The following is a 26,982-nucleotide window of genomic DNA, read 5'->3' on the forward strand; positions in this document are numbered from 1 at the left end:
TCCGGGTGTGTTCCGAGCCCTTGCCCGTCCCGGTGGGACCAATCTGCCCGGAGGCGTACGGAAGATCGATTACCTCTCGGGTAATGCCGGCGGAGGGGCGGGCGGGCGCGCGGCCCACCACACGCCTCAGGCCCGGCTCCCACGGGGGAACCGGGCCTGAGGACCGAGAGGTGACGCGGATCAGGAACGCGGGTTGCGCGTCTGCTCGGCTGCGCGCTGGGCGTTCTTCTCCTTGATGCGGACCGCTTCCTTGCGGACCTCGGCCTGGGTGGCGCGCTCCTTCTGCAGCCACTCGGGAGCTTCCTGCTTCAGCGCCTCGATCTGCTCGGTGGTGAGGGGCTCGGTGACCCCGCCGCGGGCGAGGCCGGCGATGGAGACGCCGAGCTTGGCCGCGACCACCGGGCGGGGGTGCGGGCCGTTGCGCCGCAGTTCCTGGAGCCACTGGGGCGGGTCGGCCTGCAGCGCACTCAATTCACTGCGCGAGACGACACCCTCCTGGAACTCTGCGGGGGTGGCCTCGAGGTACACGCCCAGCTTCTTCGCCGCGGTTGCGGGCTTCATCGTCTGGGTGTTCTGGTGCGACGTCATGGTGTCAAGGGTATCGAGCGTGTGCGCTACCTCCGACCACGACCGGTAACCTGGCGGGGTGACAGGCTCGGAAGCACCCCATTCGTTCCGGCTCGCTTATGTCCCAGGCGTGACCCCCACCAAGTGGATCCGGATCTGGAACGAGCGGCTGCCCGACGTCCCGCTGACCCTGGTCGCGGTGTCGCCCACCGAGGCCTTCGGCGTCCTGCGCGACGGCGGCGCCGACGCGGGATTCGTCCGGCTGCCGGTGGACCGCGACGACCTCAGCGCGATCCCCCTCTACACCGAGACCACGGTCGTGGTGATCCCCAAGGACCACCTCGTCGCGGCCGTGGAGGAGGTCTCCACGGCGGACCTGGCCGAGGAGATCGTCTTCCATCCTCTCGACGACACCCTCGGCTGGGAGCGGCTGCCGGGCCGGCCCGCGATCGAGCGCCCCGCGACGACGGCGGACGCCATCGAGCTGGTGGCCGCCGGGGTGGGCGTCCTGGTCGTCCCCCAGTCGCTGGCGCGCCTGCACCACCGCAAGGACCTCACCTACCGCACGGTCACGGACGCCCCCACCTCGCGCGTCGCGCTGTCGTGGCCGCAGGCGGAGACCACCCCCGACCTGGTCGAGGAGTTCATCGGCATCGTCCGCGGGCGGACCGTCAACAGCACCCGCGGCCGGGCGCAGACCGCGCCGCAGCCGAAGGCCACCGCCAAGGCGAAGGCCAAGGCCAAGCGCCCGGAGGCGGGCGGCGGGCAGCGGAAGCCCGGATCAGGCAAGGCGGCCGGCAAGTCGACGGGCAAGAACCCGCGTGGCGGCTCCGGCGGCCCCAAGGGCGGCAAGACCGGCAAGCCGCGCCGCCGCCCGTAGAGCCGGCCCGCCGCCCGTGGGCGGCGGAGCCGACGGGGGAAGGGCGGCCGTCGACGGCCGGGGCGAGGGGCGCACGATCGCCGTTCGGTGTATGCAGGAGGGATGGACCTCCGCCCGCCGCGTACGTCTCGCCCACGATCCCGGCGGATGCGCCACGCGCAGCTGGCGGTCCCGTTCGCGCTGATCGCCCTCGTGACGGTGGTCGACGTCCTCGCCCCTCGCGATGTGCACCTCGGTCCGTTCCTGGTGGCCGCGCCGGCCTTGACGGCCTCGTTCGCCGGGCCGCGGATGACGGGCTTCGTGGGCCTGGTCGCCGTACTGGCCCAGTCGGTGGTCGCGGCGGTGCGCACCACCCTGACCGATCTGAACCACACCTTCCAGATCGGTGCGCTGGTCATGATCTCGGTGTTCGTGACCTTCTTCGCCCATCTGCGCGAGGTGCACGAGAAGGAGCTGGTCCAGCTGCGCTCGGTGGCCGAGACGGCGCAGCAGGTGGTGCTGCGGCCGCTGCGCGACCGGATCGGGCCGCTGGGCGTCGCCTCCGTGTACCTGGCGGCCGCGGCCGAGGCCCAGATCGGCGGCGATCTGTACGCGGCCGCCCGGACGGCCCGCGGCACCCGGCTGATCGTCGGTGATGTCCGCGGCAAGGGCCTGGAGGCGGTCGGGGACGCCGCGCTCGTCCTCGGCGCGTTCCGGGCCGCCGCCCACCGGGAGGCGGGGCTGCCCGGGCTGGTGGACTACCTGGAGGGCGCGGTCTCCCCCGACGTGGACGACGGCGTGGACCGGGGCGAGAGCTTCATCACCGCGGCCGTGCTGGACGTCCCGGACGACGAGCCGGTGGTGCACCTGGTCAGCTGCGGGCATCCGCCGCCGCTGGTGCTGCGGCGCGATGGGCGGGTCGATCCGCTCGATGTGGAGCAGCCCGCGCCGCCGCTGGGCCTGGCCGGGCTGGTGGAGTCCTCCCGCGGCGTCGGTCTGGGGGCACCCCCGGTCACCTCGCAGACGTTCGACTTCGGGGAGGGCGAGGTCCTGCTGCTCTACACGGACGGGGTCCTGGAGGCACGCGACCGGTCGGGGGCCTTCTACCCCCTCGCCGAGCGGGCGGCCGCCTGGTCGGGCCTGCACCCCCGCGTCCTGCTGGAGCGGTTGTGCGAGGACCTGCTCGCCCACGCGACCGGCAACACGCTCGGCGACGACGCCGCGATGGTGGCGGTCGAGCGGCTCGGGTAACCGCCGGGCGCTCCGGCCCCTTTGCCAGAATCGGATCATGCTGAGCATCGGAACGATCGTGATGGGCGCCGCCGACGTACGGCGGGCGGCGGAATTCTGGGGCCGGGCGCTGGGGTACGTCCCCCGCGACGGCGAGGTCGACGACGCCTGGACCGTCCTGGTCCCGGCCGACGGCGCCGGGCCCGGGCTGGCCCTCGGCCGCAGCACGACGCCCGTACAGGAGCATCCGCGCGTCCACCTGGACCTGTACGCCGCGGACGCGGCCGAGCAGGAGGCGGAGGTGGCACGCCTGGTGGCGCTGGGAGCCCTGCGGGTCGACTGGGACTCCTACCCCGACGACCCCGACTTCGTGGTATTGGCCGACCCGGAAGGCAACCGCTTCTGCGTCATCGACGCCACGCACGGCTGACCGCCCGCACGGCGCCGGATCCGGCCAGGGCGGCTTAATGGCCGCCGATCCCTTCCTTAAGCGGAACCTAAGTTCTCGGCCGCCGCCCCGAAGCGAACGAATGTCCGTTTCGGGGCGGCTAGCGTGCTGCCGCACCCCCAACTCCCCGGTAATAAAGAGGCAGGCACGCGATGAGCAGCACAGGTGGGCACCGGCGCAGGACCAGTCGTACGGCGAAGGTCACCGGCGCGATCGTGGCGGCGGCGGTGATCGGTGGCGCGGCCTTCGCGTTCACCGGAACCGCGCAGGCCAGCTCCGTCGGAGCCGTGTACACCAAGTCCAGCTCCTGGAGCGGCGGTTACACCGGCCAGTACGTCATCACCAACCACACCGGCGGCAAGCAGTCGGACTGGACGCTGCAGTTCGACCTCCCGGCGGGCACGAAGATCGACTCGCTGTGGAACGGGACCCACACGGTCGACGGGCAGCGCGTCACGGTGAAGCCCGCGGGCTGGAACCGGGAGCTGGCGGCGGGCGCTTCGGTCACCGTCGGCTTCGTGACCAGCGGATCCGCCGCCCCCGGTGACCCGACCGGCTGCCGCATCAACGGGCTGAAGTGCTCGGTGGATCCGGGCGCGACGGCCGGTCCGAGCGGACGCCCGACCGTCCGGCCGACACAGACACCGACACCGACACCGACGGCCACGGCCGCGCCGACCTCCGCACAGCCCACCCGGACCCCGTCAGCCACCCCCACCGCGACGCCGACCGCCCCGGCGGCGGGCGCGCGCTTCGCCCCGTACGTGGACACCTCGCTGTACCCGACGTACGACCTGCTCGACACGGCGGCGGCGACGGGCGTGAAGGAGTTCCACCTCGCCTTCATCACCTCCGGCGGCGGCTGCGCTCCGCTGTGGGGCGGGGTCACGGACCTGTCGGGCGACAAGGTCGCCGCCCAGATCGGCGCGCTGCGCGCCAAGGGCGGCGACGTCCGGGTGTCCTTCGGCGGGGCCGCCGGGCACGAGCTGGCGCTGAACTGCGCCACCGTCGACGACCTGGCCGCCGCCTACGGCAAGGTCATCGACCAGTACCGGCTGACCAAGGTCGACTTCGACATCGAGGGCGCGGCCCTGCCGGACACCGCGGCCAACACCCGCCGCGCCCAGGCCATCGCCCGGCTCCAGAAGTCCCACCCGGGCCTGGACGTGGCGTTCACCCTGCCCGTGATGCCGGAGGGGCTCACCCAGCCCGGCGTGGCCCTGCTGGGCGACGCCCGCAAGAACGGCGTGCGGATCGACGCCGTCAACATCATGGCGATGGACTACGGGCCGGCGTACGGCGGCGACATGGGCTCGTACGCGATCCAGGCGGCGACGGCCACCCAGGCCCAGCTCAAGGGGGTGCTCGGGCTGTCCGACGCGGCGGCCTGGAAGGCGGTCGCCGTCACCCCGATGATCGGCGTGAACGACGTGGCGAGCGAGATCTTCACCGTCGCGGACGCCACGCAGCTCGTGGACTTCGCGGCGTCGAAGGGCATCGGCCGACTGGCCATGTGGTCCTCGGCCCGGGACCGGCAGTGCGCGGCCGGGGCCGTCGGCTACGCGGACGCCACCTGCAGCTCGATCCTCCAGCAGCCACTGGCCTTCACCAGGGCGTTCTCGGCCCTCAAGTAGCCGACCCGGGGGTGTCCGGCGGGCTGCCGTACACCCCCGGCCCGGCCAGGAGCTGCCGCCATGCTCGTGCTCGAGTCCTCCCGTACGCCTGAGCGGGCCCGGTGGAGCGGTCAGTCGTCGAGGCTGATGGCGTTCTTGGCCCGTGCCACCGACTCTTCGGGGGCGGGTCCGCCCGGGTTCTCGGTGGCCAGGGCCTGGTTGAGCTCGACGAACGGCCGCATGCGCTCCTCGTACCGGGCGAAGGCGGCGCGGTGGTCCGCACCCGGCCGGGCCAGCTCGTCCGCGAGGACGCGGGCGCCGACGAGGGCCAGGCTCGTGCCCTGACCCGACAGCGGGGACGGGCAGTAGCCGGCGTCGCCGAGCAGCACGACCCGGCCGCGCGACCAGTGGTCGACGTGGATCTGGGCCATCGCGTCGCAGTAGAAGTCGGGCGCCTCGGCGGCGGCCTTGGCCAGCCTCTCCCCCTCCCAGCGCAGGGCGGCGGCCTTCTCGGTGACCAGCCTGCGCAGCCGTTCGGGGTCGCGCTGGTCGCCGTCGAGCGGGCCGGAGGCGAATCCGAGGGCGATCCGCAGCTCGGTGTTGTCGCGGACCGGCATGATCCCGAAGCCCACCTCGCCGTCCTGGAGCCACGTCTGCCAGTTGTCCAGCCCCAGGAAGTTCTCGGCGCCGAACACCGAGAGGTAGCTGCCGAGATGCCGCGAGAACTGCTCCTCGGGGCCGAAGACCAGCCGGCGCACCGTCGAGTGCAGGCCGTCGGCCGCCACCACCAGGTCGAATGTGCGGGAGGGGCCGTTCGCGAAGTCGACCCGTACGCCGCCGACTCCCCCGGCGTCCTCGCCCTCGTCCTGCGTGAGCGCCGTGATGCTGTCGCCGAAGAGGTACTCGACTCCCTCGCGCGTGTGGTCGTGCAGCAACCCGACCAGGTCGTCGCGGAGCACCTCGATGTCGGCGCTGTCGAGCCGGCCGCTGCTGAAGGTCGCCTCGGTGGACCGGTGGACCTCGTTGCCGTCGGCGTCGAGGACCGACATCCCGCGCATGTGGGTGCGTACCGCTCTCGCGCGCTCCAGCAGACCCATGCGCTCGACGACGTCGAGGGCGACGCCTCGGATGTCGACGGCCTGGCCGCCCCGGCGCGGGCCGGGCGCGCGCTCCACGACGGTGGGGACGAGGCCGCGGTCGCGCAGCAGGCCGGCCAGCGCGGAACCGGCGATACCGCCACCCGAAATCAGGACCGTTCGCATCAGATACCCCCCAATTGGATACGGTGTACGCGGCTGAATCTACGACGTACCCACCTCCCGATGAACGACTGTTTTCGGCCATCCGTCCTGAATCGGACCGTCCTGCCGCCACCGCCCGGGCGCGGAACACACCCTGACGGCATGCCCGTTCGGCCCGTGGATCTTCCGTAGGCTCGGTACCCCTACCCGGTACCCGCTGAGTCGAGGATCCCCGTGCCCCTGCCCGTGACCCCGCCCCCGAACCGACGTCTGGTCCTCGGCGCCGCCCTGCTGGCCCTGGTCGCCGGCGTGGTGCCGATCACCGTCACCCTCGCCGCGGCCACCGCCGCCCGGGCCGCCGAGGCGCCGGCCGCCGATCTCCCGGCCCTGGACCGGGCGTTGCGGAACACCATCGACGCCGGGGCGCCGGGCGCGGCGGCCCGGATCACCGGACCGGACGGCGTCCGGACCTCGGCGGTGGGCGTACGCGACCGGCGCACGGGCGCGGCCATGGACCCCCGGGCCCGCTTCCGGATCGGCAGCGTCACGAAGAGCTTCACCGCCGTGGTGGCGCTGCAGCTCGTCTCGGAGGGGCGGATCCGGCTGGACGATCCCGTCGACCGGCACCTGCCGGGGCTGCTGCCCGACCGGCGGATCACCGTGCACCACCTGCTGAACCACCGGAGCGGACTGGCCGATTACACGGACGCGATGTTCGCCCGGACCGTTCCCGGCTTCGAGGCCGTACGGAACAAGGTGTTCGACTACCGGGACCTCGTGGCGCTCTCGCTCCGCGAGCCGAGGACCACCGAGCCGGGCGCCTCGTACCAATACTCGAACACCAACTTCGTCGTCCTGGGCATGCTCATCGAGAAGACCACCGGGCATCCGGTGGCCGAGGAGTACGGCCGCCGCATCATCGAGCCCCTGGGGCTGCGGAACACCTCGTACGTCCACCCCGGCACGCGCATCCGGGGGCTGCACGCCCGCGGCTACCTCCACCCGGACGAGACCGGCGGGCCCCTGGTCGACTCCACCGAACAGACGGCGTCCTGGGCGCAGTCCGCCGGTGCGTTGATCTCGGACGCCGCCGATCTGAACACCTTCACCTCCGCGCTGCTCGGCGGCCGGCTGCTGCCCGCGCGGACGCTGGACCTGATGCTCGCCATGACCCCGACCGACCCCGCGGGCACCCGCTTCTACGGGCTGGGGCTGCGCCGCTACGACCTCTCCTGCGGCACCTCGGTGTACGGCCACACGGGCACCGTGCAGGGCTTCTACACCTACGCCTTCGCCACCCGGGACGGCCGCCGCAACCTCGCCGCCATGGCGAACACCTCGAACCGGGGCACCGCGAACACGGCCCTCGGCGGAACCCTCGAAGCCGCCTTCTGCGGCCGGCGCACCGCCCCGCCCGGCACCCGCGGCTTCACGATGGCCCCCGCCGAGGTGGACCTCCCGGAACGCCACGCGCGCTGACGACGGGGGCTGGCCCCCGGACCCGGTGGCGGGGATCATGGGAACACGCCGGCCCGCCGGGCCCCGCGCCCCCACCGAGTCCTGGATTCACGTGTGTTGCGTGCCTCCTGATACCCATCCGCTTCCGCTGCCAGTGCTACTCGCTGCGGGTAACCTTGCCGCTGTGACGAAGCGCCAGGGGGACGGCCCGGTCCGGGCAGTCATCTACGTCCGTATTTCGAAGGATCTCACCGGCGAACAGCTCGGCGTGGCGAGGCAAGAAGAGGAGTGCCGGGAACTCTGCGCGCGCCTCGGGTTCAAAGTCGGGGAGGTCTTCTCGGACAACGACATCAGCGCCGCCAGGGGTAAGGTCCGGCCAGGCTTCGAGGCACTGTTGGCCAGCCGACCAGAAGCGGTCGTGTGTTGGCACACGGACCGACTCGTCAGGGTGACGAAGGACCTTGAGCGGGTCATCGCGCTCGGCGTCAACGTGCATGCTGCGCGTGCCGGACACCTCGACCTCTCGACTCCTGCTGGTCGAGCCGTCGCCCGTACGGTCACAGCATGGGCGACGTACGAAGGCGAGCAGAAGGCGGAGCGCCAAGCTCTCTCGAACCTGCAAGCGGCGAAGGCCGGCAAGCCCTACACGGCAGGCATCCGACCCTTCGGATACAGCGAGGATCACGTGACGATCGTTCCGGCCGAGGCCGAGGCCATACGCGCGGGCGCCTCGATGATCCTCTCCGGTGATTCCTTGTCAGCCGTCGCCCGGACGTGGACCGAGGCAGGTCTCCGGTCGCCTCGCTCGATCGCGGCCGGAGCGAACGCGTGGACCCTGCGAGGGGTGAAGAACGTGCTCATCTCCCCGAGGTACATCGGCCTGCGAACCTACCGGGGCGAGGTCATGAGCGAGGCCCAGTGGTCGGCCATCCTCGACGACTCGACCCACTATGCGTTGGTGTCCATCCTGTCGAACCCCGACAGGTTCAGCGGAGGGCCGAGAACCGGCAGAACGGCGACGACGCTCCTGTCCGGCATCGCCCTCTGCGGCGTGTGCGGCGAGACCGTGAGCGGTAGGGGGTACCGGGGGACGAAGATCTACGGCTGCCGTCAGACCCATACGCGTACACCTCGGGACGTCGCCGACCAGAGGGCCGAGAGGACGACACTCGCCCGCATGGCGCGACCTGACTTCCTACCGACCGTCCTCACCGTGCATGCAGGGGGCGGAGACGCCGATACGGCGCGCCTCCATGCCGAGGTGAAGAGCGTGCGGGAGCGCCTCGATGGCCTCGCCCTGGCCTACGCCGAGGGAGCCATCAACCTCTCGCAGATGACGGCCGGAAGCCAGGCTCTGCGGGCCAGTCTGGAGAATGCCGAGTCCAGGCTGTCCGGAGTCACCGGCCTGCCTCCCCTCGACCCCGCTACCGGTATCGCCGGACTGCTTGAAGGATGGACCGGCACACCCTTGCCGGTGAAGCGGTCATGGGTTCAGTTCTGCACCATCGTGACCCTTATGCCGGCCAACGGAAAGCACGCCAGGAACATGACTCCGAGCGACCACGTGTCCATCGACTGGCGAGACCTCGACAGCTCCGAGCGTGACGGCCAGGCGGTGTAGGCCGGCGCGGTCTTACCCGTGTGGGGTACTGCGTGCCCGAGAAGGCGGGGCGGGCGTGTGCTCTGCTGGAGGTGTCGGGAACTCTCGTTCCTGGGAGGCCGCCGTGTCGCATCCCACCCGCCCCCGCCTGGCGCCGCCGGCGCCCACGCGGCCCGCCACCCTGCTGCCCGCGCGGGACCTGGCGGTCGCCTGGATCCTGATGGTCCTGCTGGCGGCCCTGGCGTGGCTGCTCACCATCGGACAGGCCCGCCACATGGGGATGGAGCCCGGCACCATGGGCCTGGCGCTGCCCCTCTTCCTGCTGCTGTGGCTGGTCATGATGGCGGCGATGATGCTGCCTTCGGTGGCGCCGGTGGCCATCACCTGGGTGCGCGCCATCGGGCGCCGCACGCCGGCGGGCCCCGTCCGTGCGCTGCGGATCGCCGAGTTCGTCAGCGGTTACCTGTTCGTCTGGACCGCATTCGGGCTGCTCGCCTACGGGGCCCTGGCGGCGAGCGGGGACCTCGTGGGCCGCAGCCCCGGGGCGGGGCGCTGGATCGGCGCCGCGGCGTTCCTGCTCGCGGCCGTGCAGCAGTTCGGGCCGCTGAAGCGGGTCTGCCTGCGGCACTGCCGCAATCCGTTGTTCCAGCTGGTCCGCTACGCGCGCTTCCGGCCGTGGGCGAAGGACCTGCGGGTGGGCGCGCACCACGGGCTCTACTGCGTCGGCTGCTGCTGGGGGCTGATGATCGTGCTGATCCCGCTCGGTGTCATGAACGTGGCCGCGATGGCGGGGGTGGCCGGGGTGATCTTCCTGGAGAAGCTGTGGCGCCAGGGGCCCTGGCTCGCCTGGGCCGTCGGGCTGGCCTTCCTCGTCCTGGCCGTGCTGGCCCCCTTCCAGGACTGGATGCTGCCGGGCCTGGGGACGCCCGGTCCGATGGGGGACATGGACCACATGGCGCGGTGAGGGGGAGGATGGGGGTGACGACCCGTGGTGCCCGCCGGCGCGGCGCCATGAGGAGGCGAGGACATGTCCGAGACGACAGCGACCGTTCCGAGATGGCACGCGGCCGGGGACTGGTTCGACACCTGCAGGTGCAACGTTCCCTGCCCTTGTTCCTTCGCCCAGCTCCCGACGTACGGGGAGTGCGACGGCATCCTGGCCTGGCACATCCGTGAGGGCAACTACGGCGAGGTGCCGCTGGACGGCCTCAACGTGCTGATGCTCGGGTCCTTCGTGGGCAACGTCTGGGCCGAGCACAGCGACACGTACGCGGCGTTCTTCGTCGACGAACGCGCGGACGAGGCGCAGCGCCAGGCCCTGCAGATGATCTTCGGTGGCCAGGCGGGCAGCTGGCCGGCCGAGATGGTGACCATGATGCAGGCCGAGATGCGGGGCATGGACTTCGCCCCCATCGAGATCGAGGTGGACGAGGACCTCGGCGGCTGGAGGGCCACCATTCCCGGGCGGGTCGAGGCGAGCGCCGAGGCCCTGAGCGGACCGACGACTCCGGAGGGTGCGCGGGTCCAGACCACCAACCTGCCGGGATCGGAGACCGGGCCCGGACAGGTCGCCACTTGGGGCCGCTCGACGGCGAACCGCGCCGACGCCTTCGGCTTCCGGTGGAGCCGTGAAGGCCAGTCCAGCAAGCACATCCCCTTCGATTGGACGGGTCCTGGCTGAGCTCGGTCGGGGCGGGCGCCCTCGGGGGCCGGACACTCGCGTGCGCGGGGGCGGTTTCCGCATGCTGAGATCGATTCGCCACCATTCGGTCGGCTGGCGAACGGATCAAGCCATTGCGGCCGACGGGTCAACACCGGTGTCCCCGCGCCGGGTTACCGTCCGGCCATGGATTCGAACATACGGACCTCTGTCGCTCCTTCGCCCAGTCGACGCGCCCTGCTGCGCACCGCCGTGGCGGGTACGGCGGTCGCCGGCGCGGGGCTGACCCTCGGGTCGGCCTTTCCCGCTTCCGCCGCCTCCTGGGAGGCGGAGAGTACGGACCGGCCCACCACGCCCGCGCAGGCGCTGCGCCGGCTGGCGGCGGGGAACGAGCGCTGGCGCACCGGGCGTCAGGAGCACCCGCACGAGTCCGCGTCCCTGCGCCGCCGACTGGTCGGGGGGCAGCAGCCCTTCGCGGTCGTGCTGGGCTGCATCGATTCCCGTGTGCCCCCGGAGCTGGTGTTCGACCAGGGGCTGGGCGATCTGATGACCGTACGGTCCGCCGGTGAGGTGCTCGACGAGGCGGTGCTCGGGAGCATCGCGTACGGGGTCCTCGAACTGCACGTTCCGCTGGTGCTCGTCCTGGCCCACCAGTCCTGCGGGGCCGTCGCCGCGGCGGTGCACGCCGACGAGACCGGCGAGCCGCTGCCCGCCCACATCCAGTACCTGGCCGACCAGATACGGCCGTCCATCGACCACGGCCAGCACGGCGAGGCCCGTATCGACGCCACGGTCAACGCGCACGTGCGGGCCGTCCGCGCGCGGCTGGCGGCCGAGCCGGATCTGGCGGGCAAGGTGGCCTCGGGCGAACTGGCCGTGGTCGCCGCCCGCTACGAGCTGCGCGACCAGCGGGTACGCACCCTGTCCTGACGAACCCGCGGCGTCCGGCGTCCGCCCGGGAAGGCCGCCCCCGTCAGCCCGTACGGAGCCGGGCGGCCGCCTCGCGGGCGGCGTCGACGGCCCCGGCCCGGGCGGCCTGCCGGTCGGCGTCGCCGCGCGCGTACGCGACCCAGACCACCATGTTGCTGCGGCGGAAGCAGACCTGCGCCGAGGCGGCGCCGCCCGGCGCGGCCTTGAGGCCCAGGAGTACCTGCAGGGCCTCGGCTTCGGCACCGAGCTGCCCGGGGCCAACGACCGGGCCCAGCCCGTCCGTATCAACCAGTGGGGCGCGGACAATTCCTTCTTCTCCGACAAGAAGGCGGAGATCCGCTTCGGCAAGGGCGGTGTCGACGACGCCGAGGACGCGGAGGTGATCGTCCACGAGTACGGCCACGCGGTGCACAACGCGCAGGTTCCCGGCTTCGGCACCTCCCCCGAAGCCGGCGCGATAGGCGAGGCCTTCGGCGACTACCTGGCCGTCGAGGTCGGTTCGCACGCGGCCGCCTCCTACGGCTGGCCGCAGCGGGCCGACCTGGCGTGCGTGGCCGACTGGGACTCGATCGCGTACAGCGCCGCCCCGCACTGCCTGCGCCGTATCGACGGGAACAAGGTCTACGCCGACCTGGAGGGAGAGGTGCACGCCGACGGCGAGATCTGGTCCCGCGCCCTCTTCGACATCCGCGGCGCCCTGGGCGCCCGGACCGCCGACCGCATCATCGTCAACGCCCAGTTCGGCTTCGCGCCCGACACCTCCTTCCAGGACGCGGCGCTGACGACGATCTCGACTGCCGGTCCTCGGCGGCGATCTGGTGGTCCACCAGAAGAAGGACGGCAGTCGCAAGACCACCAAGGGCGTCGAGGCCCGAATAGCCCCGTCCGCCGCCCGCACCTCCCTGAAGGCCGCGCCCGCCGGCGCCCGCCAGGTCGTGTGGGCCGCGAGCGGCAAGCCGGTCTTCGCCTACGAGGCCGTCGTCACCGGCACCCAGCCCGACGGCACCCCCAGCGAGCGCCACGTCATCACCGACGCCGCCACCGGCGCAGAGCTGTACTCCTACGAGGCCATCGACTCCGGCACCGGCACCAGCGAGTACTCGGGCTCCGTCACGCTCGGCACCACCCAGTCAGGGTCGAAGTACAGCCTGACCGACGGCGGCCGCGGCGGCCACAAGACCTACGACCTGAACGGTGCCACGTCCAGCGCCACGGGCACACTGTTCACCGACGCGGACGACCAGTGGGGCGACGGACTGCCGTCGAACCGTCAGACGGCCGCCGTCGACGCCCACTACGGCGCCGCCGTGACCTGGGACTTCTACAAGTCCGAGCTCGGTCGCAACGGCATCGCCGGAGACGGCAAGGCCGCCTACTCCCGCGTCCACTACGGCAACGCCTACGTCAACGCCTTCTGGTCCGACAGCTGCTTCTGCATGACCTACGGCGACGGGGCGAACAACCAGAAGCCGCTCACCTCCCTGGACGTCGCCGGGCACGAGATGAGCCACGGCCTGACCGCCGCCACGGCCAAGCTGAACTACAGCCGCGAGTCGGGTGGTCTCAACGAGGCGACCAGCGACATCTTCGGCACCTCGGTGGAGTTCTTCGCCAACAACACGTCCGACGCCGGCGACTACCTCATCGGCGAGAAGATCGACATCCGCGGCAACGGCACGCCGCTGCGGTACATGGACAAGCCCAGCAAGGACGGCGCCTCGGCCGACTACTGGTCCAAGAACGTGGGCCGGCTCGACGTGCACAACTCCTCGGGCGTCGCCAACCACTTCTTCTACCTGCTCTCCGAGGGCAGCGGCGCGAAGACGGTCAACGGGGTGTCCTACAACTCGCCCACCTACGACGGCTCCACCGTCACCGGGATCGGCCGGACCAAGGCCTACAAGATCTGGTACAAGGCGCTCTCGACCTACATGACGTCGACCACGAACTACGCGGGAGCGCGCACCGCGACCCTGCAGGCGACGGCCGACCTGTACGGATCCACCGGCGTCGAGTACCAGCAGGTGGCAGCCGCCTGGAAGGCCGTCGACGTCAACGGCTGAGCCGTCCGGCGGGCCCCGTCCGGGGGCGTCCGGCGGATCGTGTGACCGATCCGCCGGGCATCCCGGCAGCCCGGTCCTGCCGGGATGCCCGGCAGGACCGCGGGTCCCGAGAGACGATGGGGGGTAGCCCCGCGAGGCTCGTCCGCCAGAAGTCCCACGGCGCCGGGCCGACGGCCGGAAGGGAGCCATCCCGATGGATGCAGCCGATGCGCCCAGGGCTGACACCGACCTGGCCAGGGCCGGTCTCTCCCCGCCCAGCGGGCTGCTCGACGTCCTGAACGTGGCGGCGGTCGTCCTCGACGAGCAGGGGCGGATCGCCCTGTGGAGCCCGCAGGCCGAGCAGCTGTTCGGCTGGAAGGCGGAGGAGGCACTGGGGCAGCCGGCGGCCCGGCTGCTGGCCTCCAGGGAGCACTTCGACCTGGTCCTGGAGCTGTTCGCGCGGGTGATGGGCGGCGCCGGCGACTGGGCCGGGGCCTTCCCCGTACGGCACAAGGACGGCAGCACCAGCCTCGTGGAGTTCCGCAACATGCGGCTGCTGGACGAGCGCGGGGACCGGTACGCCCTGGGGATAGCGACCGACCGGGCCCGGCTGCGGCACCTGGAACGGGACCTGGCCCTGTCGGCCCGCCTGGTGGCGCAGTCCCCGATCGGGCTCGCGGTCCTGGACACCGATCTGCGGTACGTACTGGTCAACCCGATGCTGGAGCGCATCAACGGGCTGCCGGCCTCCGCGCACATCGGCCGCCGGGTGCGCGAGGCCCTGTCCTTCCTGGACGACGCGGAGGCCGTCGAGGCCGCGATGCGCCAGGTGCTGGCCACCGGCACGCCGCTGCTGGAGCAGTTCACCGCCGGCCACACCTACGCCGACCAGGGCACCGAGCACGCCTGGTCGGTTTCGTACTACCGGCTGGAGGACGCCACCGGCCGGGTACTGGGCGTGGCCACTTCGGTGGTGGACGTCACCCAGAGTCACCAGGCGGCCAAGGAGATCGGCCACAGCCGCCGCCGGCTCGCCATGATCGCGGACGCCACGGTCCGTATCGGCACCACCCTCGATCTGGACCAGACCGCCCGCGAGCTGGCCGATGTCGTCGTGCCGGAGCTGGCCGACATCGCGGCCGTGGACATCCTGGACTCGGTCCTGGAGGGGCGTCCCAGCATGGCCATGACCTCGCGCGGGCCCGCGGTCTTCCGGGCGCTGGCGGTCGCGGCCGCCTATCCGAGCGAGGCCGTGCGCGCCGCGGACCCGCCGGGCGACATCGCCCGCTACGAGGCGGACCGGCTGGTCACGCAGTCCGTGACGACCGGGCACCCGGTGCTCGTGGCCCACGTGCACGCCCGGGACCTGTCGCGGATCGCCCGCAACGACGACGCGGCCGCCCTCCTGGCCCGGGCCGGGCTGCGCTCCTACCTGGCCGTGCCGCTCATCGCCCGCGGCGAGGTCCTCGGGGCGCTCGACCTCAAGCGGACCCGCAATCCGCTGCCCTTCGACGACGACGACATCATCCTGGCGGGCGAGCTGGCCGCCCGCGCCGCCGTGTGCATCGACAACGCCCGCTGGTACCGCAACGCGCACCACACCGCGCTGGCCCTCCAGCACCACCTGCTGCCGCACCACCCGCCCCTCACCCCGGGCCTGGAGGTCGCCTACCGGTACCAGCCGGCGGCGGCCACCAGTGAGATCGGCGGCGACTGGTTCGACGCCTTCGCACAGCCCAACGACACGACGGCCATCGTCATCGGCGACGTCATGGGCAGCGGGATCAACGCCGCCGCCAGCATGGGCCAGCTGCGGACCGCCACCCGTACGCTCGCCGAGCTGGGCCTCGACCCCGCCCAGGTCCTCGAGCACCTCGACCGCACCACGGCCGGGCTGGACGAGACCATCGCGACCTGCATCTACGCCGTCTACGACCCGCGGCGCGCGCAGTGCCGCATGGCCGTCGCCGGTCACCTGCCCCCGGTCCTCATCCGGAAGGGCCGGGCGCCCCGGCTGCTCGACCTGCCGACGGGCACCCCGCTGGGCGTGGGCGGGATCCCCTTCGAGGCGACCACGGTGCCGATGCAGACCGACGACCAGCTGGTCCTGTACACGGACGGCCTGGTCGAGACCCGCGACCGGCCCCTCGACGACCGGCTCACCCTGCTCCTGGAGCTCCTCGCCGGCAGCGGCCGGACGCTGGAGCAGACGTGCGACCGGCTCCTGGACTCCCTGCGCCACCCGGACGACCACGACGACGTCGCCCTGGTCATCGCCCGGGTCCGCCCCTACCTCCCGGACGTCTCCTAGAGGGAGAGACCGTCGACCAGCTCGGCGCCCGGCAGCTCGGCGAACAGCTTGCCGGGCGCGATGATCTTTCCGCGTCGGCGGCCGCTGCCGACGAGGACGTACGGCATGTCCGCGACCGCCGGGTCCACGAGCAGCGGCCAGTCGGCCGGCAGGCCTACGGGGGTGATGCCGCCGTACTCCATGCCGGTCAGCTCCACGGCCGTCGCCATCGGGGCGAAGGACACCTTGCGGGCCCCCAGGTGGCGGCGGACGGCGCCGTTCACGTCGACCCGCCCGGCCGAGGGCACCAGGCAGGCCGCGAGGGCGGTCTCACCTCCGCGCTTGGCGGCGACGACCACGCAGTTGGCGGACTGGCCGAGCAGTTCCTGCCCGTAGTGCGCGACGACGGCGGCGGTGTCGGCGATCTCCGGGTCGGTGTCGACGTAGAGGATCTGTTCGGCGGGAATGGCCCCACGCCAGGCGCGGACGGCGTCGGCCACGGGCCGGGTGAGTTCGTCGAGGCAGTCGGGGGCGGGCCTGGCGGGGTCGAAGGGACCGATGGGAGCGCGCATACCCGCACGGTAACAGGGCCCGCACGGCAACAGAGGCCGAACGGCCGCCGGTTCAGGTGTCCGCGAGGGTCCAGCGGTCGGTGGTCAGCGCGGCCTGTTCCTGGAGTGCCGAGACCAGTTCCCGGGCGCTGCGGGCCGCGGTGGAGCGCAGGACGGCGACGCTGATCTCCCGGGTGAGGTCGGGGCCGTCGAGGCGGCGTACGACCAGGTCGGGGTGGGGGGCGCCGAGCGCGAGCCGCGGCACGAGGGCGATGCCGGCGCCGGCGGCCACCAGGCCCTGGACGACCGCGTAGTCGTCGGTGCGCATGGCGTGGACGGGTTCGAAGCCGTACTGGGCGCAGGCCCAGGACAGGACCCGGTCGCAGGGGTCGTGCGGGTCGGCGGCGCCCACCCATGCCGTGTCGCGCAGTGCGGTGAGCGGGACCGTGTCCAGGGTCGCGCACGGGTGGTCCCGCGGCATCACCAGGAGCAGCGGATCGGCCAGGAGGGGGTGGAGTGCGAACTCCTCGTCCAGGTCGAGCCGGTCGCCGGGCTGCGAGAAGACGAGGGCGGCCTGCAGCTCCCGGGCCTTCAATCCGCGCAGGAGTACGGGGAGTTCCCCCTCGGTGAGGGAGATGTGGACGCCCTGTCGGTGGAGGCGTTTGACGGCGGGGGCGAGCAGGAGGGCGCCGGCGGTGGGGAAGGTGCCGATGTGGAGGGTGCGCATGCCGCGCTCGGCGAGCCCGCGGACCTCCAGCTCGGCGTGGCGCAGCCGTTCGAGAACGGCCTCGGCGTGCGGCAGCAGGGCTTCGCCGAGCTCGGTGAGGGTGGCGCCGCGCGGCCCGCGCTGGACGAGGCGGGCGTCGAAGTGGGATTCCAGGGCGGCCAGGTGGTGGGTGATCGTCGGCTGCGTGTAGTGCAGCGCCCGGGCCGCGGCGGCGAGCGAGCCCTCCTGGGCGATGGACCGGAGCACCTGGAGGTGCCGAATCTCGAGCATATAGACAGAATATGGAGGGTCATCGAAAAGACCAGCATTCCTCTATGGCTGCGCGGCTGGCACGCTCCGGGTGTGAACACGCGAACCACCCCTCTCCCCGGCCGCCCGCCGGCCCCGGACCAGCTCCGCGCCCCGTACGCCGAGGCCCTGCGCGCGCACGCCGGACGGGACTGGCTGCGGCTGAACGTCCCCGGCCACGCGGCCGCCCCCGGCTCGGAGCTCTCCGACGCTCTCGGCCCGCGGGTGACGGCCCTGGACTTCCCGCCGCTGCTCGACGGGATCGACCTCGGGGCGCACACCCCGCTGGACGAGGCGCTGGAGCTGGCCGCCCGCGCCTGGGGCGCCCGGCGCACCTGGTTCCTGACCAACGGCGCCTCCCAGGGCAACCACATCGCCTCGATGGTCGCCCCCGCCCTGGGCCGCACCCTGGTCGTGCAGCGCAGTGTGCATTCCAGCGTCGTCGACGGGCTGGTGCTGTCCGGCCTGAAGGCCGTCTTCGTCCAGCCCTCCGTCGACCCCGGGCAGGGCATCGCCCACGGGGTGACCGCCGGGGAGGTACGGGCCGCCCTGGAGCGGACCCCGGACGCCGCGGCCGTGTACGTGGTCTCGCCGAGCTACTTCGGGGCCGTGGCCGACGTACGCGCTCTGGCGGACGCCGCGCACGCCGCCGGGGTGCCCCTGATCGTCGACGAGGCGTGGGGATCGCACTTCGGCTTCCACCCGGCACTGCCCGAGGGGGCACTGGCCCTCGGCGCGGACCTGGTGACCTCCAGCACCCACAAACTCGCCGGCAGCCTGACGCAGTCGGCCATGCTGCACCTGGCCGAGGGGCCCTTCGCGGACCGGCTCGAACCCCTCGTGGACCGGGCCTTCCGGCTGGTGCAGTCGACCAGCGCGAGCGCCCTGCTGACCGCCTCCCTGGACCTCGCGCGGCGGGCCCTGGCCGCGGGCGCCGACCGGATCACCGGCTCGCTGGAGGCGGCGGACAAGATACGGGGAGTCGTGCGCGCGCTGGGGCGCTTCGGGGTGGTCGCCGACGGCTTCCACCGATTCCCGGACATCACGGCCGCCGATCCGCTGCGCATCGCCATCGACACCCGCGTCGGCGGGATCACCGGGCACGAGGCGCGGCGGCTGCTCCACCGGGACCACCAGGTCATGGTCGAGGTCGCCACGGACGCGGCGATCGTCGCCGTGGTGGGGGCCGGGTCCGTGCCGGACGCCGATCGCTTCGTCGAGGCGCTGCACCGCTTGCCCGCCCCGCTGGGCGACCCCGGCTCCGGTCTCGCGGAGCGAGCGGCGTTGCGGCTGCCGCGCCCGGGGCCCGCGCGCCTCACGGCCCGCGAGGCGTTCCTCAGTCCGGCCCTGGTGGTGCCCGCCGAGGAGGCCGTCGGCAGGGTGTCCGCCGACACGCTGGCCGCGTACCCGCCGGGCATCCCCAACGTGCTGCCGGGCGAGGTCATCACGGCCGAGGCCGTCGACTTCCTCCGCCGTACGGCGGCCGCGCCCGGCGGCCACGTACGAGGAGCCCTCGATCCGGACGTCTCCCGCCTCCGGGTCGTCGCACCCTGACCTGGGCCACTGAGCGGCGGATCGCACAACATCGAACAGGAAGCTCACGGTATCCGCGCGGCGAACCGGGCCGCCAGAGCGCGGAGTTCGCCGGCCGGGCGGTGATACTCGGCCGATGGACTCCATATACCGCAGCCCGGCCGGCCGGGAGCGAATCCGCGGCTGGTGCACCGACCGGCTCGACGCGTGGCCGGTGGCGCACGAGCGGGCGACGGTGACCGCCAACGGGGCACGGACACACGCGGTGCTCGCGGGCTCCGGCCCGACCACGGTCCTCTTCGTGCCGGGGACGAACTTCAACGCCGCGGCGTCACTGCCCCTCGCCACCGCCCTGGTCGCGGCCGGCCACCGCCTCGTCCTGCCGGACGTGCCCGGGCAGCCCGGACTCAGCTCCGGGCGGCGGGCCCTCTCCGGCGGCCGTCTGTCCTGGTACGGCACCTGGCTCAGCGAGGTGCTGGACGCGGTCACGGCGGGCCCGACGGTGGTGGTCGGCCACTCCTTCGGCGCCGCCATCGCCCTCTCCAGCCCGTCGCCGCGCATCGACCGGCTCGTACTGCTCTCCCCGGGAGGACTGGGCAGGCTGCGCCTGTCGCCCGCCCTGCTGGCCGCCTCCGCCGCCTGGTTCCTACGGCCGACGGCGGACCGCAGCGCCCGGCTCCTGCGGGCGATGCTCGCACCCGGCCACCGGCCGCGCGCGGAACTCGTGGAGTGGATGACGCTGGTCGCACGCCACTCCCGTTCGAGCGGAGCCCCCGGAGCGGCCGAGCTCCCGGACCGTGCGGTGCCGCGCCTGGTCGCCACGGGCGCGCACGACACCTTTCTGCCACCGCGCCGGCTCGCCCCGGCGCTCCGCGCGACCCTCGGGACCGGTCTGCACGTCGTGGCCGACGCCGGTCACCTCCTGGTCGAGGAGCGTCCGGACCGGGTCGCGGCCCTCGTGCGTGGCTGAGGTCCGCCATGTGACCCGGTCGCGCGGGTCCGAGGGGCTCCGCATACGATGCGCGGTATGAGTCGGCAGGCGAGGCGAGCGGTGGTGCCCTTCGGGCTGCGCTCCTGCGTGCTGACCGTGCTGTTCGGACTCGTCGCGATGCACGGCCTGGGCCCGGGGGGTCTCCCCGCGGCCGCACACACCACGGCGGGCGCGCACCACGGCGCCGAGGCCGAGGCGGTGCACGACGGCTGTGTCCACGCCGGTGATCCGTCGGACGGCGGTGCCGTCGGCGGTGGCGGCTGCGGGCATGCCGATCACGCCGATGCGACCTGCGCGGCCGCCGGCATCGCGGGTTCCCCCGTCCTGCCGGTACCGGCCGTGCTGCCCGGCACGGTCCACGCTCCGAGGGCGGCGGGGCACGGGCTCGTTCCCGACGTCGTCCTCGGCGGACGCGCTCCCCCGTCACGGAGCGAACTGCAGCTCCTGCGCATATAGGGCGGCCCTTTCCCCCGGCCACCGCCCTATCTTCGGCACGCCCCGCGTGCGCGTGCCCTCACACCAGGAGCAGCACCAGCATGACCACCAAGCGTTCCCTCATCCGCCGCGCCACCGCCGTGGCCGCGGCCACCGCCGCCGCCCTCGTCCTCGCCGCCTGTGGCGGCAACGGCACCAACGACAGCGGCTCGGCCCACAGCGGCGGCCACAACGCCTCCGCTTCGCCGTCCGCCTCCGCCTCCGCTCCGCAGCAGGGCGCGCGCAACGCGGTCGACGTCGCCTTCGCCCAGGGGATGATCCCCCACCACCGGCAGGCCGTGGAGATGGCCGCCCTCGCCTCGACCCGCGCCGAATCGGCCGAGGTGAAGGCGCTCGCCGACGAGATCAAGAAGGCCCAGGACCCGGAGATCAAGACCCTGTCCGGCTGGCTGACCACGTGGGGCGAGCAGGTCCCCGCCGAAGGCGGCGGCCACAGCGGGCACGGCACGTCCGGGATGATGACGGCCGAGGAGATGGCCGGCCTGGAGAAGGCGTCCGGCAAGGCCTTCGACACGGCGTTCCTCCAGCTGATGGTCAAGCACCACGAGGGCGCCGTCGCCATGGCGAAGACCGAGCAGTCGGGTGGCTCGTACCAGCCGGCCAAGGACATGGCCGGTGCTATCGTCTCCTCGCAGAGCGCCGAGATCACCCGGATGAACAAGCTCCTCGGCAAGGGCTGATCACCATCCCCGCAGGGGTGTGGGCCCGCCGCCCACACCCCCCGCGGGGCCTTCCCCCCACGCCGCCGTGCCCGACATGCGGCTCCGCCGCGTGGGGGCGGCTCCGCCCCCCCGCCCCCCGTTCCCGGGGCTCCGCCCCGGACCCCGCGGGGGCTCCGCCCCGGCCAAGGAGTCCCATATGACCCCCGCCCAGCTCGCGCCCCCGCCCCCGCCCCCGGTCACACCCGAATCGGCACCCTGACCCGTCGGCCGCGCCGCCCTGCGCCAGGCCCGCTCCCGCCGCACGGCCCTCCTCGCCCGGTACCTCGGCTACGTCGGCTACTTCGTCGGCGCCGGGCTGATCAGCGGCGCCGTCGTCCACCACCCCCTCGACCCCGGCCGCTACACCCGCATCGCGGTGTACGGCGTGCTGGTCTTCCTCGCCGCAACGGCCCTGAACGAGTTCCTCCTCGCCCGCCGCAAGCCGACCCTCCGGCAGGTGGCGAGCATCATGGGCGCCTCCCTGCTGCTCTCCTTCGGCATCGGGATGCTCAGCGGCGGGCTCCAGCACTTCGAGGACTTCCCGACCCGAGCCGCCGTCCTCATACCCATCGGGATCGTGCTGTCCTTCGCCGCCTACGTGATCAAGGACGAGGACACCTCGTGGCGCCGCCTCTTCGGCCTCGCCGGACTCGCCGTGCTGGTGACCGCGCTCCTCGCCCTGGGCGGGCTCCGCTACGTCGCCTCCTCGATCGCCGAGCAGCCTGACGGCGGCGGGCACAGCCACGGCACGCCGGACGCGCCGTCCCCCGGTCCTTCGACCCCCGCGACCACACCCACCCCCGCTCCCGCGCGGAGCGCGACCGGCGCACCGGCCCGCGGCGACGGCCACGCGCACTGAACGGGCCGGCCCCGGGACGCCGCGTCGGTCAGTACGGGCGCGGCGACATGATGTGCGGCTCGACCCCCGGCGCCTCCAGGAGGCAGCGCGGCAGGCCGGGGCCGGGCGTCGCGCGGACGGAGACCCGTTGCGGCGGGTCGGTCGGCAGCTCCACCTGCACCGACACCGGGTGGTCGCCATGCGTCGTGGCGTACCCGGTCTCCTTGCCGTCGACGAGGATCTCCACGACGGCGGTGTGGCCGGTCTGGACGGTGGCACTGACCGAGTGCCCGGCGTGATCGATGTGGAAGTGATGGCGTCGTCTCATCGGTGCCGCCTCCCTCTGCCCACTTCCAGCGTAGCCACGGCCCCCGCGCGGGGCCTGCCCACCGGCCGGGCCGATCCCCGCGGCGGGGCACCTTCCGATATGCCTGGCCGGATCGCATCGTAGATTTCTCCAAGGAGCCTGCCGCGCCCGTGAGTTGTTCGCCGCAACTTCTCGGGGGCACTCCCGGCTCCGCCACAAGACCCCTTATGATCACGGCATGGTTACAGCTTGGTCGCGTTCCGGTGGCCGGTCGATCCGCCCGTCCGCGGGTCGGCTGGCCGTCGTCGCGTTGGCCCTGCTGATCCTGGGCTTCCTGTGCCCGCACAACAGCGAGCCGGGAAGCCCCACCTCCGCTTCTCCGGTGGTCGCCGGCTCCCCTGTCGGCGAAGAGCACCACGGGCCTTCGCACGACTGTGCGCCGCTCTCGCCGCAGGCGGCGGCCGTCGCCGACGCGCCGAAGCCGCTCACCGCGCCCGCCCTTCGCCCGCAGTCCCTTCTTCCGGGCCACTCCCCCGCGCCCGCCCGGGTGCAGCCCCACTCGGAGTGTCCCGGCCCGGCACATCCCGCGGTGCGCGCCGTCCTCCAGGTGTAGGCCACAGATCCGACGACACTCGACGCGCTGCGCGGTGTGCCCATAAAAGGGCGATATGTTCAGAGCCCTTCAGGATCTGATGCTCCGACACCCGCGATCGCGCGCAGCCGACCGGAACCGCCGACGACACTTCCGAGCCCCAGGGGCGCGGCAGTGACTGTTGTACGGAGGAACTGTGCCTCGCCACCACCCCGCGCCCTGGCCGCGCGCCCTGCTCGCCTGCCTGCTGAGCGGACTGCTGCTCGCAGCGGTCCACTGCTCCTCCTTCCTCTCCGGTGACACCCACGGCCATCTCTCCCTCGGCACCCCGGCCGCGGCCTCCGCCGCCGACCACCACCAGCAGCAGCACGCACCGGCGCGCCCCCGGCACGATCACAGCGCCGCGTGCACCTTCCCCGGCCTGGCCGCCCAGGCCGCCCACGGCCAGGTCCCGTACCCGGCGGGCCCGGTCCTCGCCCCGCTTCCCGTCCTGAACGCGGGGCGGCCCACGGCGGAGACGCCTTCGCCGGCCCCCGGCTCCCACAGAACCCACATAGCCCGCCCGGGCCGCACCACGCTCGCCGACGTGTGTCGGTGGCGCATCTAGGCCGCTCGTCCCGCAGCCGTTCGCACGGCTCCCGAACGAGTACCCGACGCGTACCACCGAAACGAAAGCGCAGCCATGCATCCCTCGATCACCGATACGTCATCGGCCACGCCCTCCACCCTGTCCGGGCTGGTCGGCAACACCCCCCTGCTTCGGATCTCCGAGCCTCTCGCCCCGGCCGGCCGCGGCTTCTGGGCCAAGCTGGAGGGCTTCAACCCCGGCGGCATCAAGGACCGCCCCGGCCTGCACATGGTCGAACGCGCCCGCGCCCGCGGCGACCTCAAGCCCGGCGCGCGCATCATCGAGTCCACCAGCGGCACCCTCGGGCTCGGCCTCGCCCTCGCGGGCATGGTGTACGGCCACCCCGTCACCCTGGTGACCGACCCCGGTCTGGAGACCTCCATGACCCGGCTGCTCGCCGCCTACGGCGCGCAGGTCAACGTCGTCTCCGAACCGCACCCGACCGGCGGCTGGCAGCAGGCCCGCCGCGAACGGGTCACCCAACTGCTGGCGCAGCACCCGGACTCCTGGTGCCCCGACCAGTACAACAACCCCGACAACACCACCGCCTACACCCCCCTGGCCCTCGAACTCGCCACCGAGCTCAAGCACATCGACGTCCTGGTGTGCAGCGTGGGCACCGGCGGGCACTCCGCGGGCATCTCCCGCGCGCTCCGCCAGCTCTATCCGGACCTGACGCTCGTCGGCGTGGACACCATCGGCTCGACGATCTTCGGGCAGCCCGCCCGGCCCCGGCTGATGCGCGGGCTCGGGTCCAGCATCTATCCGCGCAACGTCGCCTACGAGAACTTCAACGAGGTGCACTGGGTGTCCCCGGCGGAAGCCGTGTGGACCTGCCGACGGCTGGCGGGCTCCCACTACGCCACCGGCGGCTGGAGCGTCGGCGCGGTCGCGCTGGTCGCGGGCTGGACGGCTCGCGCCCTGCCCAAGGACACGCGTATCGCCGCGGTCTTCCCGGACGGCCCGCAGCGCTACCTCGGCACCGTCTACGACGACGACTACTGCGCGGCCCACGGCCTGCTCGACTCCCCGCCGGCGCCCGAACCCGACCTCATCGGACGCCTGGACGAGAAGGAGGTCACCCGCTGGACCCGTTGTACGACGGTGGTCGACCCGCTCACGCTCGGCACCCCCGGCACCCCGGGCTCCGGGGAGCAGGCGTGATGAAGGGCCTCGCACAAGTCCGTTCGTACGAGCGGAGCGTCCGGCTGTTGATGGTGAACCAGTTCACCATCAACCTCGGCTTCTACATGCTCATGCCCTATCTGGCCACCCACCTGGCGGGCCCGCTGGGGCTCGCCGGCTGGCTGGTCGGGCTGATCCTCGGCGTGCGCAACTTCAGCCAGCAGGGCATGTTCCTGATCGGCGGGACCCTGGCCGACCGGCTCGGGTACAAGCCGATGATCATCGCGGGCCTGGTGCTGCGCACCGTGGGCTTCGCGGTCCTGGGGCTCGTGGAGTCCGTGCCCGCCCTGCTCGCGGCCTCCGCCGCGACGGGGCTGGCCGGGGCCCTGTTCAACCCCGCGTCCCGCGCCTACCTGGCCGCCGACGCCGGAGAGCGCAGGGTGGAGGCGTTCGCCCTGTTCAACGTCTTCTACCAGGCCGGCATCCTGCTCGGCCCGCTGGTCGGGATGGTGCTCACCGGGGTCGACTTCCGCGTGACCTGCCTGGTGGCATCGGGGATCTTCGCCGTGCTGAGCCTCGTACAGATCCGGGCCCTGCCCGCCCGCCGGGCGGAGGACCGGAAGACCGGCGAGGGCGTCCTCACCCAGTGGCGCGGGATCTTCGCCAACCGCCCGTTCCTGCTCTTCTCCGTGGCCATGGTCGGCTCGTACGTCATGTCCTTCCAGGTCTACCTCGCCCTCCCGCTGGAGGTCCGGCGCCTGGGCGGGGAAGGGCGGTTCGGCACGGCCGCGGTGGCGGTGCTGTTCGCCGTCTCAGGGCTGAGCACGATCCTCTTCCAGACGAAGGTGACCGCCTGGTGCAAGGCCCGGATGGAGCCCGGCCGGGCCCTGGTGTGGGGCCTGCTGACCATGGGGGTGGCGTTCACACCCCTGCTCCTGGCCTCGGCGGTACCGGTGCCGGGCGGCGGGGTGGGGCGGTGGCTGCTGGCCTCCGTACCGCCCACGCTGTCCGCACTGCTGCTGGCGCTGGGCACGATGATCGCGTACCCCTTCGAGATGGACACGATCGTCCGGCTGGCCGGTGACCGGCTCGTGGCCACGCACTACGGTCTGTACAACACCATCTGCGGGGTCGGCATCACCCTGGGCAACCTGCTCACGGGCGCGGCACTGGACGCCGCGCGCGACGCCGGCATGTCGGCGCTGCCGTGGCTTGCGCTGTGCGCGCTGGGCCTCCTGTGCGGCGGCGCGCTGTACGGGCTGCACCGCGGCGGGCGCCTCGCACCGCCCGCGCCGCAGTCCCGCTCCGAACCCGTGACCGTCTGACGGTGTCACCGGCGGCCTGGGGGCGGGCGCGTGAAAGCGCCCGCTCCTAGGCCACCTGGACGGTGAAGGCGGCCGTACGGACCGTGCCCTCGTGCTGGAAGTCCAGGAAGAGCCGGTAGCTTCCCGCGCTCGGCGCCGTCGCCGTGAAGGAGACGTCCGGCCCGGGGCCGCCCTCGTTGGGGTGGACGTGCAGGTAGGCGAGGTCCCCGTCGCGCAGGGCGACGAGGTGGCCGTACGCCCCGAGGTACGGTTCGAGGTTCGTGACCGGCTTGCCGTCCTTGCTGACCGTGAGCCGCAGTTCGCCCGCCTCGCCGGGGTCGAGGGTGCCGCCGAGTGCCACCCGGTAGCCGTCCACCTCCGCCGTACGCGCGGCCGGGGGCAGGGGGTTCGGCGCGTACGCCCCGGGCACCGACAGGTCCGCGCCGAGGGTGACGCCCTTCGCGCCCTCGGCCGCCGGGGCGAAGTCGGCGAAGGCTTTGTACCCGCCCGCCGCCGGCAGGTCGACGGGCGTCGACCAGGTGCCGTCGGCCGCCCGTACCGGGTGCAGGTGGCGGTAGACCGTCAGATCGCGCGAGGCGACGATGAAGTGCAGTTCCTTGCCGTGCTCCGTCTTGTACGCGGTGACGTTGCGGCCTTGCGCGTCCTTGATCGAAAACCTCAACTCGCCCTGCCCCGCCGCGATCCGCGGGGTGTCCAGGGCCAGGGTGTAGCCGTCCTCGGAGACCTGGAAGCCGCCGGCGGCCGGCCCCCGGTCCGCCGCCTCGTGCTCCCCGTGTCCGGCGTCCGCGCCCGGCCGCGCCGGTGCCTGCGCCGCGTGGCCCGCGTGCTCCGGCTTCGCCGGGGCGCCGGTGGGGCCCACCCCCTTCCCGACCCCGTACGCGGTCCCGAAGGTCGCGGCGAGCGCGGCGGCGAAAGCGGTGATCTTGATTCCTGTGTTCATGGC

Annotated in this window: 26 protein-coding genes and 2 pseudogenes; 21 read left to right on the forward strand and 7 right to left on the reverse strand. The window is 72.9% G+C overall.

The features are described 5' to 3' along the window. Positions 1 to 180 precede the first annotated feature (180 nt). Entirely contained in the window at positions 181 to 588 is a 408-nt protein-coding gene (locus ACGFYU_RS10315) for a DUF5997 family protein (protein WP_393826843.1), read from the reverse strand. Between the two features lie 58 nt (positions 589 to 646). Between ACGFYU_RS10315 and ACGFYU_RS10320 the strand changes: the two genes are divergently transcribed. From ACGFYU_RS10320 to ACGFYU_RS10335, 4 genes are all read left to right on the forward strand, one after another. Next, positions 647 to 1,447, forward strand: coding sequence for a LysR substrate-binding domain-containing protein (locus ACGFYU_RS10320; RefSeq protein ID WP_393826844.1), 801 nt, complete (start codon positions 647 to 649; stop codon positions 1,445 to 1,447). 147 nt (positions 1,448 to 1,594) lie between these two features. Beyond that, the gene (locus ACGFYU_RS10325) at positions 1,595 to 2,677 is read left to right on the forward strand and encodes a PP2C family protein-serine/threonine phosphatase (protein WP_393826845.1); all 1,083 of its coding nucleotides are present in this window, start codon (positions 1,595 to 1,597) and stop codon (positions 2,675 to 2,677) included. A 37-nt stretch (positions 2,678 to 2,714) separates the two neighbouring features. Continuing rightward, entirely contained in the window at positions 2,715 to 3,086 is a 372-nt protein-coding gene (locus tag ACGFYU_RS10330; RefSeq protein WP_393826846.1) for a VOC family protein, read from the forward strand. Between the two features lie 170 nt (positions 3,087 to 3,256). Beyond that, positions 3,257 to 4,738 carry a cellulose binding domain-containing protein gene (locus tag ACGFYU_RS10335; RefSeq protein WP_393826847.1) on the forward strand — a complete coding sequence of 494 codons (1,482 nt, stop codon included), beginning with the start codon at positions 3,257 to 3,259 and terminating at the stop codon, positions 4,736 to 4,738. Between the two features lie 110 nt (positions 4,739 to 4,848). On the opposite strand, the gene ACGFYU_RS10340 is transcribed toward ACGFYU_RS10335, so the two are convergent. Further along, positions 4,849 to 5,979 carry an FAD-dependent monooxygenase gene (locus ACGFYU_RS10340; RefSeq protein WP_393826848.1) on the reverse strand — a complete coding sequence of 377 codons (1,131 nt, stop codon included), beginning with the start codon at positions 5,977 to 5,979 and terminating at the stop codon, positions 4,849 to 4,851. A 219-nt stretch (positions 5,980 to 6,198) separates the two neighbouring features. Between ACGFYU_RS10340 and ACGFYU_RS10345 the strand changes: the two genes are divergently transcribed. The 5 genes from ACGFYU_RS10345 (at position 6,199) to ACGFYU_RS10365 (ending at position 11,606) form a co-directional block, all read left to right on the forward strand. Beyond that, entirely contained in the window at positions 6,199 to 7,437 is a 1,239-nt protein-coding gene (locus ACGFYU_RS10345) for a serine hydrolase domain-containing protein (protein WP_393827136.1), read from the forward strand. Positions 7,438 to 7,600: 163 nt separating this feature from the next. Next, the gene (locus ACGFYU_RS10350) at positions 7,601 to 9,037 is read left to right on the forward strand and encodes a recombinase family protein (protein ID WP_393826849.1); all 1,437 of its coding nucleotides are present in this window, start codon (positions 7,601 to 7,603) and stop codon (positions 9,035 to 9,037) included. A 199-nt stretch (positions 9,038 to 9,236) separates the two neighbouring features. Continuing rightward, positions 9,237 to 9,980: a DUF2182 domain-containing protein gene (locus ACGFYU_RS10355; protein ID WP_393827137.1), complete on the forward strand. Its 744-nt coding sequence runs from the start codon at positions 9,237 to 9,239 to the stop codon at positions 9,978 to 9,980. 63 nt (positions 9,981 to 10,043) lie between these two features. Continuing rightward, a complete protein-coding gene (locus ACGFYU_RS10360; RefSeq protein WP_393826850.1) occupies positions 10,044 to 10,697 on the forward strand; it encodes a DUF1326 domain-containing protein in 654 nt (217 codons plus the stop codon). Between the two features lie 165 nt (positions 10,698 to 10,862). Next, a complete protein-coding gene (locus ACGFYU_RS10365; protein ID WP_393826851.1) occupies positions 10,863 to 11,606 on the forward strand; it encodes a carbonic anhydrase in 744 nt (247 codons plus the stop codon). Positions 11,607 to 11,649: 43 nt separating this feature from the next. Here ACGFYU_RS10365 and ACGFYU_RS10370 read toward each other — a convergent pair whose 3' ends face one another. Further along, complete coding sequence (locus ACGFYU_RS10370; protein WP_393826852.1) at positions 11,650 to 12,111, reverse strand: hypothetical protein; 462 nt, start codon at positions 12,109 to 12,111, stop codon at positions 11,650 to 11,652. Here ACGFYU_RS10370 and ACGFYU_RS10375 point away from each other — a divergent pair. The 3 genes and pseudogenes from ACGFYU_RS10375 to ACGFYU_RS10385 form a co-directional block, all read left to right on the forward strand. Then, positions 12,013 to 12,246, forward strand: a pseudogene (locus ACGFYU_RS10375) (bacillolysin); the annotation flags it as partial. The gene ACGFYU_RS10370 and the pseudogene ACGFYU_RS10375 sit on opposite strands and share 99 nt — an antisense overlap. A gap of 154 nt (positions 12,247 to 12,400) precedes the next feature. Further along, a pseudogene (locus tag ACGFYU_RS10380) lies at positions 12,401 to 13,669 on the forward strand (M4 family metallopeptidase); the annotation flags it as partial. Between the two features lie 193 nt (positions 13,670 to 13,862). Next, entirely contained in the window at positions 13,863 to 15,959 is a 2,097-nt protein-coding gene (locus tag ACGFYU_RS10385) for a SpoIIE family protein phosphatase (RefSeq protein WP_393826853.1), read from the forward strand. Here ACGFYU_RS10385 and ACGFYU_RS10390 read toward each other — a convergent pair. Both ACGFYU_RS10390 and ACGFYU_RS10395 read right to left on the reverse strand, forming a co-directional pair. Beyond that, positions 15,956 to 16,510 carry a YbaK/EbsC family protein gene (locus tag ACGFYU_RS10390; RefSeq protein ID WP_393826854.1) on the reverse strand — a complete coding sequence of 185 codons (555 nt, stop codon included), beginning with the start codon at positions 16,508 to 16,510 and terminating at the stop codon, positions 15,956 to 15,958. The two genes, ACGFYU_RS10385 and ACGFYU_RS10390, sit on opposite strands and share 4 nt — an antisense overlap. 52 nt (positions 16,511 to 16,562) lie before the next feature. After that, positions 16,563 to 17,486, reverse strand: a complete 924-nt coding sequence (locus ACGFYU_RS10395) for a LysR family transcriptional regulator (protein WP_393826855.1) — start codon at positions 17,484 to 17,486, stop codon at positions 16,563 to 16,565. A gap of 72 nt (positions 17,487 to 17,558) precedes the next feature. Between ACGFYU_RS10395 and ACGFYU_RS10400 the strand changes: the two genes are divergently transcribed. From ACGFYU_RS10400 to ACGFYU_RS10420, 5 genes are all read left to right on the forward strand, one after another. Then, on the forward strand, positions 17,559 to 19,058 hold the full coding sequence (locus tag ACGFYU_RS10400) for an aminotransferase class I/II-fold pyridoxal phosphate-dependent enzyme (protein WP_393826856.1): 1,500 nt from the start codon (positions 17,559 to 17,561) through the stop codon (positions 19,056 to 19,058). A gap of 115 nt (positions 19,059 to 19,173) precedes the next feature. Further along, entirely contained in the window at positions 19,174 to 20,007 is an 834-nt protein-coding gene (locus ACGFYU_RS10405; protein ID WP_393826857.1) for an alpha/beta fold hydrolase, read from the forward strand. Positions 20,008 to 20,064: 57 nt separating this feature from the next. Beyond that, complete coding sequence (locus ACGFYU_RS10410) at positions 20,065 to 20,484, forward strand: DUF6153 family protein (protein WP_393826858.1); 420 nt, start codon at positions 20,065 to 20,067, stop codon at positions 20,482 to 20,484. 80 nt (positions 20,485 to 20,564) lie between these two features. Beyond that, positions 20,565 to 21,203, forward strand: coding sequence for a DUF305 domain-containing protein (locus ACGFYU_RS10415; protein ID WP_393826859.1), 639 nt, complete (start codon positions 20,565 to 20,567; stop codon positions 21,201 to 21,203). Between the two features lie 397 nt (positions 21,204 to 21,600). Continuing rightward, positions 21,601 to 22,083, forward strand: a complete 483-nt coding sequence (locus ACGFYU_RS10420) for a hypothetical protein (RefSeq protein WP_393826860.1) — start codon at positions 21,601 to 21,603, stop codon at positions 22,081 to 22,083. A gap of 28 nt (positions 22,084 to 22,111) precedes the next feature. On the opposite strand, the gene ACGFYU_RS10425 is transcribed toward ACGFYU_RS10420, so the two are convergent. Next, a complete protein-coding gene (locus tag ACGFYU_RS10425) occupies positions 22,112 to 22,390 on the reverse strand; it encodes a hypothetical protein (protein WP_393826861.1) in 279 nt (92 codons plus the stop codon). A gap of 217 nt (positions 22,391 to 22,607) precedes the next feature. Between ACGFYU_RS10425 and ACGFYU_RS10430 the strand changes: the two genes are divergently transcribed. The 4 genes from ACGFYU_RS10430 (at position 22,608) to ACGFYU_RS10445 (ending at position 26,039) form a co-directional block, all read left to right on the forward strand. Continuing rightward, positions 22,608 to 22,982 carry a hypothetical protein gene (locus tag ACGFYU_RS10430; RefSeq protein WP_393826862.1) on the forward strand — a complete coding sequence of 125 codons (375 nt, stop codon included), beginning with the start codon at positions 22,608 to 22,610 and terminating at the stop codon, positions 22,980 to 22,982. A 175-nt stretch (positions 22,983 to 23,157) separates the two neighbouring features. Next, entirely contained in the window at positions 23,158 to 23,568 is a 411-nt protein-coding gene (locus ACGFYU_RS10435; RefSeq protein ID WP_393826863.1) for a hypothetical protein, read from the forward strand. A 75-nt stretch (positions 23,569 to 23,643) separates the two neighbouring features. Continuing rightward, the gene (locus ACGFYU_RS10440) at positions 23,644 to 24,753 is read left to right on the forward strand and encodes a PLP-dependent cysteine synthase family protein (protein WP_393826864.1); all 1,110 of its coding nucleotides are present in this window, start codon (positions 23,644 to 23,646) and stop codon (positions 24,751 to 24,753) included. Further along, a complete protein-coding gene (locus ACGFYU_RS10445) occupies positions 24,753 to 26,039 on the forward strand; it encodes an MDR family MFS transporter (RefSeq protein ID WP_393826865.1) in 1,287 nt (428 codons plus the stop codon). Before ACGFYU_RS10440 ends, ACGFYU_RS10445 begins: the two co-directional genes overlap by 1 nt. Positions 26,040 to 26,085: 46 nt before the next feature. Here ACGFYU_RS10445 and ACGFYU_RS10450 read toward each other — a convergent pair whose 3' ends face one another. Further along, the gene (locus ACGFYU_RS10450) at positions 26,086 to 26,979 is read right to left on the reverse strand and encodes a hypothetical protein (protein ID WP_393826866.1); all 894 of its coding nucleotides are present in this window, start codon (positions 26,977 to 26,979) and stop codon (positions 26,086 to 26,088) included. Positions 26,980 to 26,982 lie beyond the last annotated feature (3 nt).

It is taken from the genome of Streptomyces sp. NPDC048337 (assembly GCF_043201175.1).
In the GTDB taxonomy this organism is placed as follows: Bacteria; Actinomycetota; Actinomycetes; order Streptomycetales; family Streptomycetaceae; genus Streptomyces.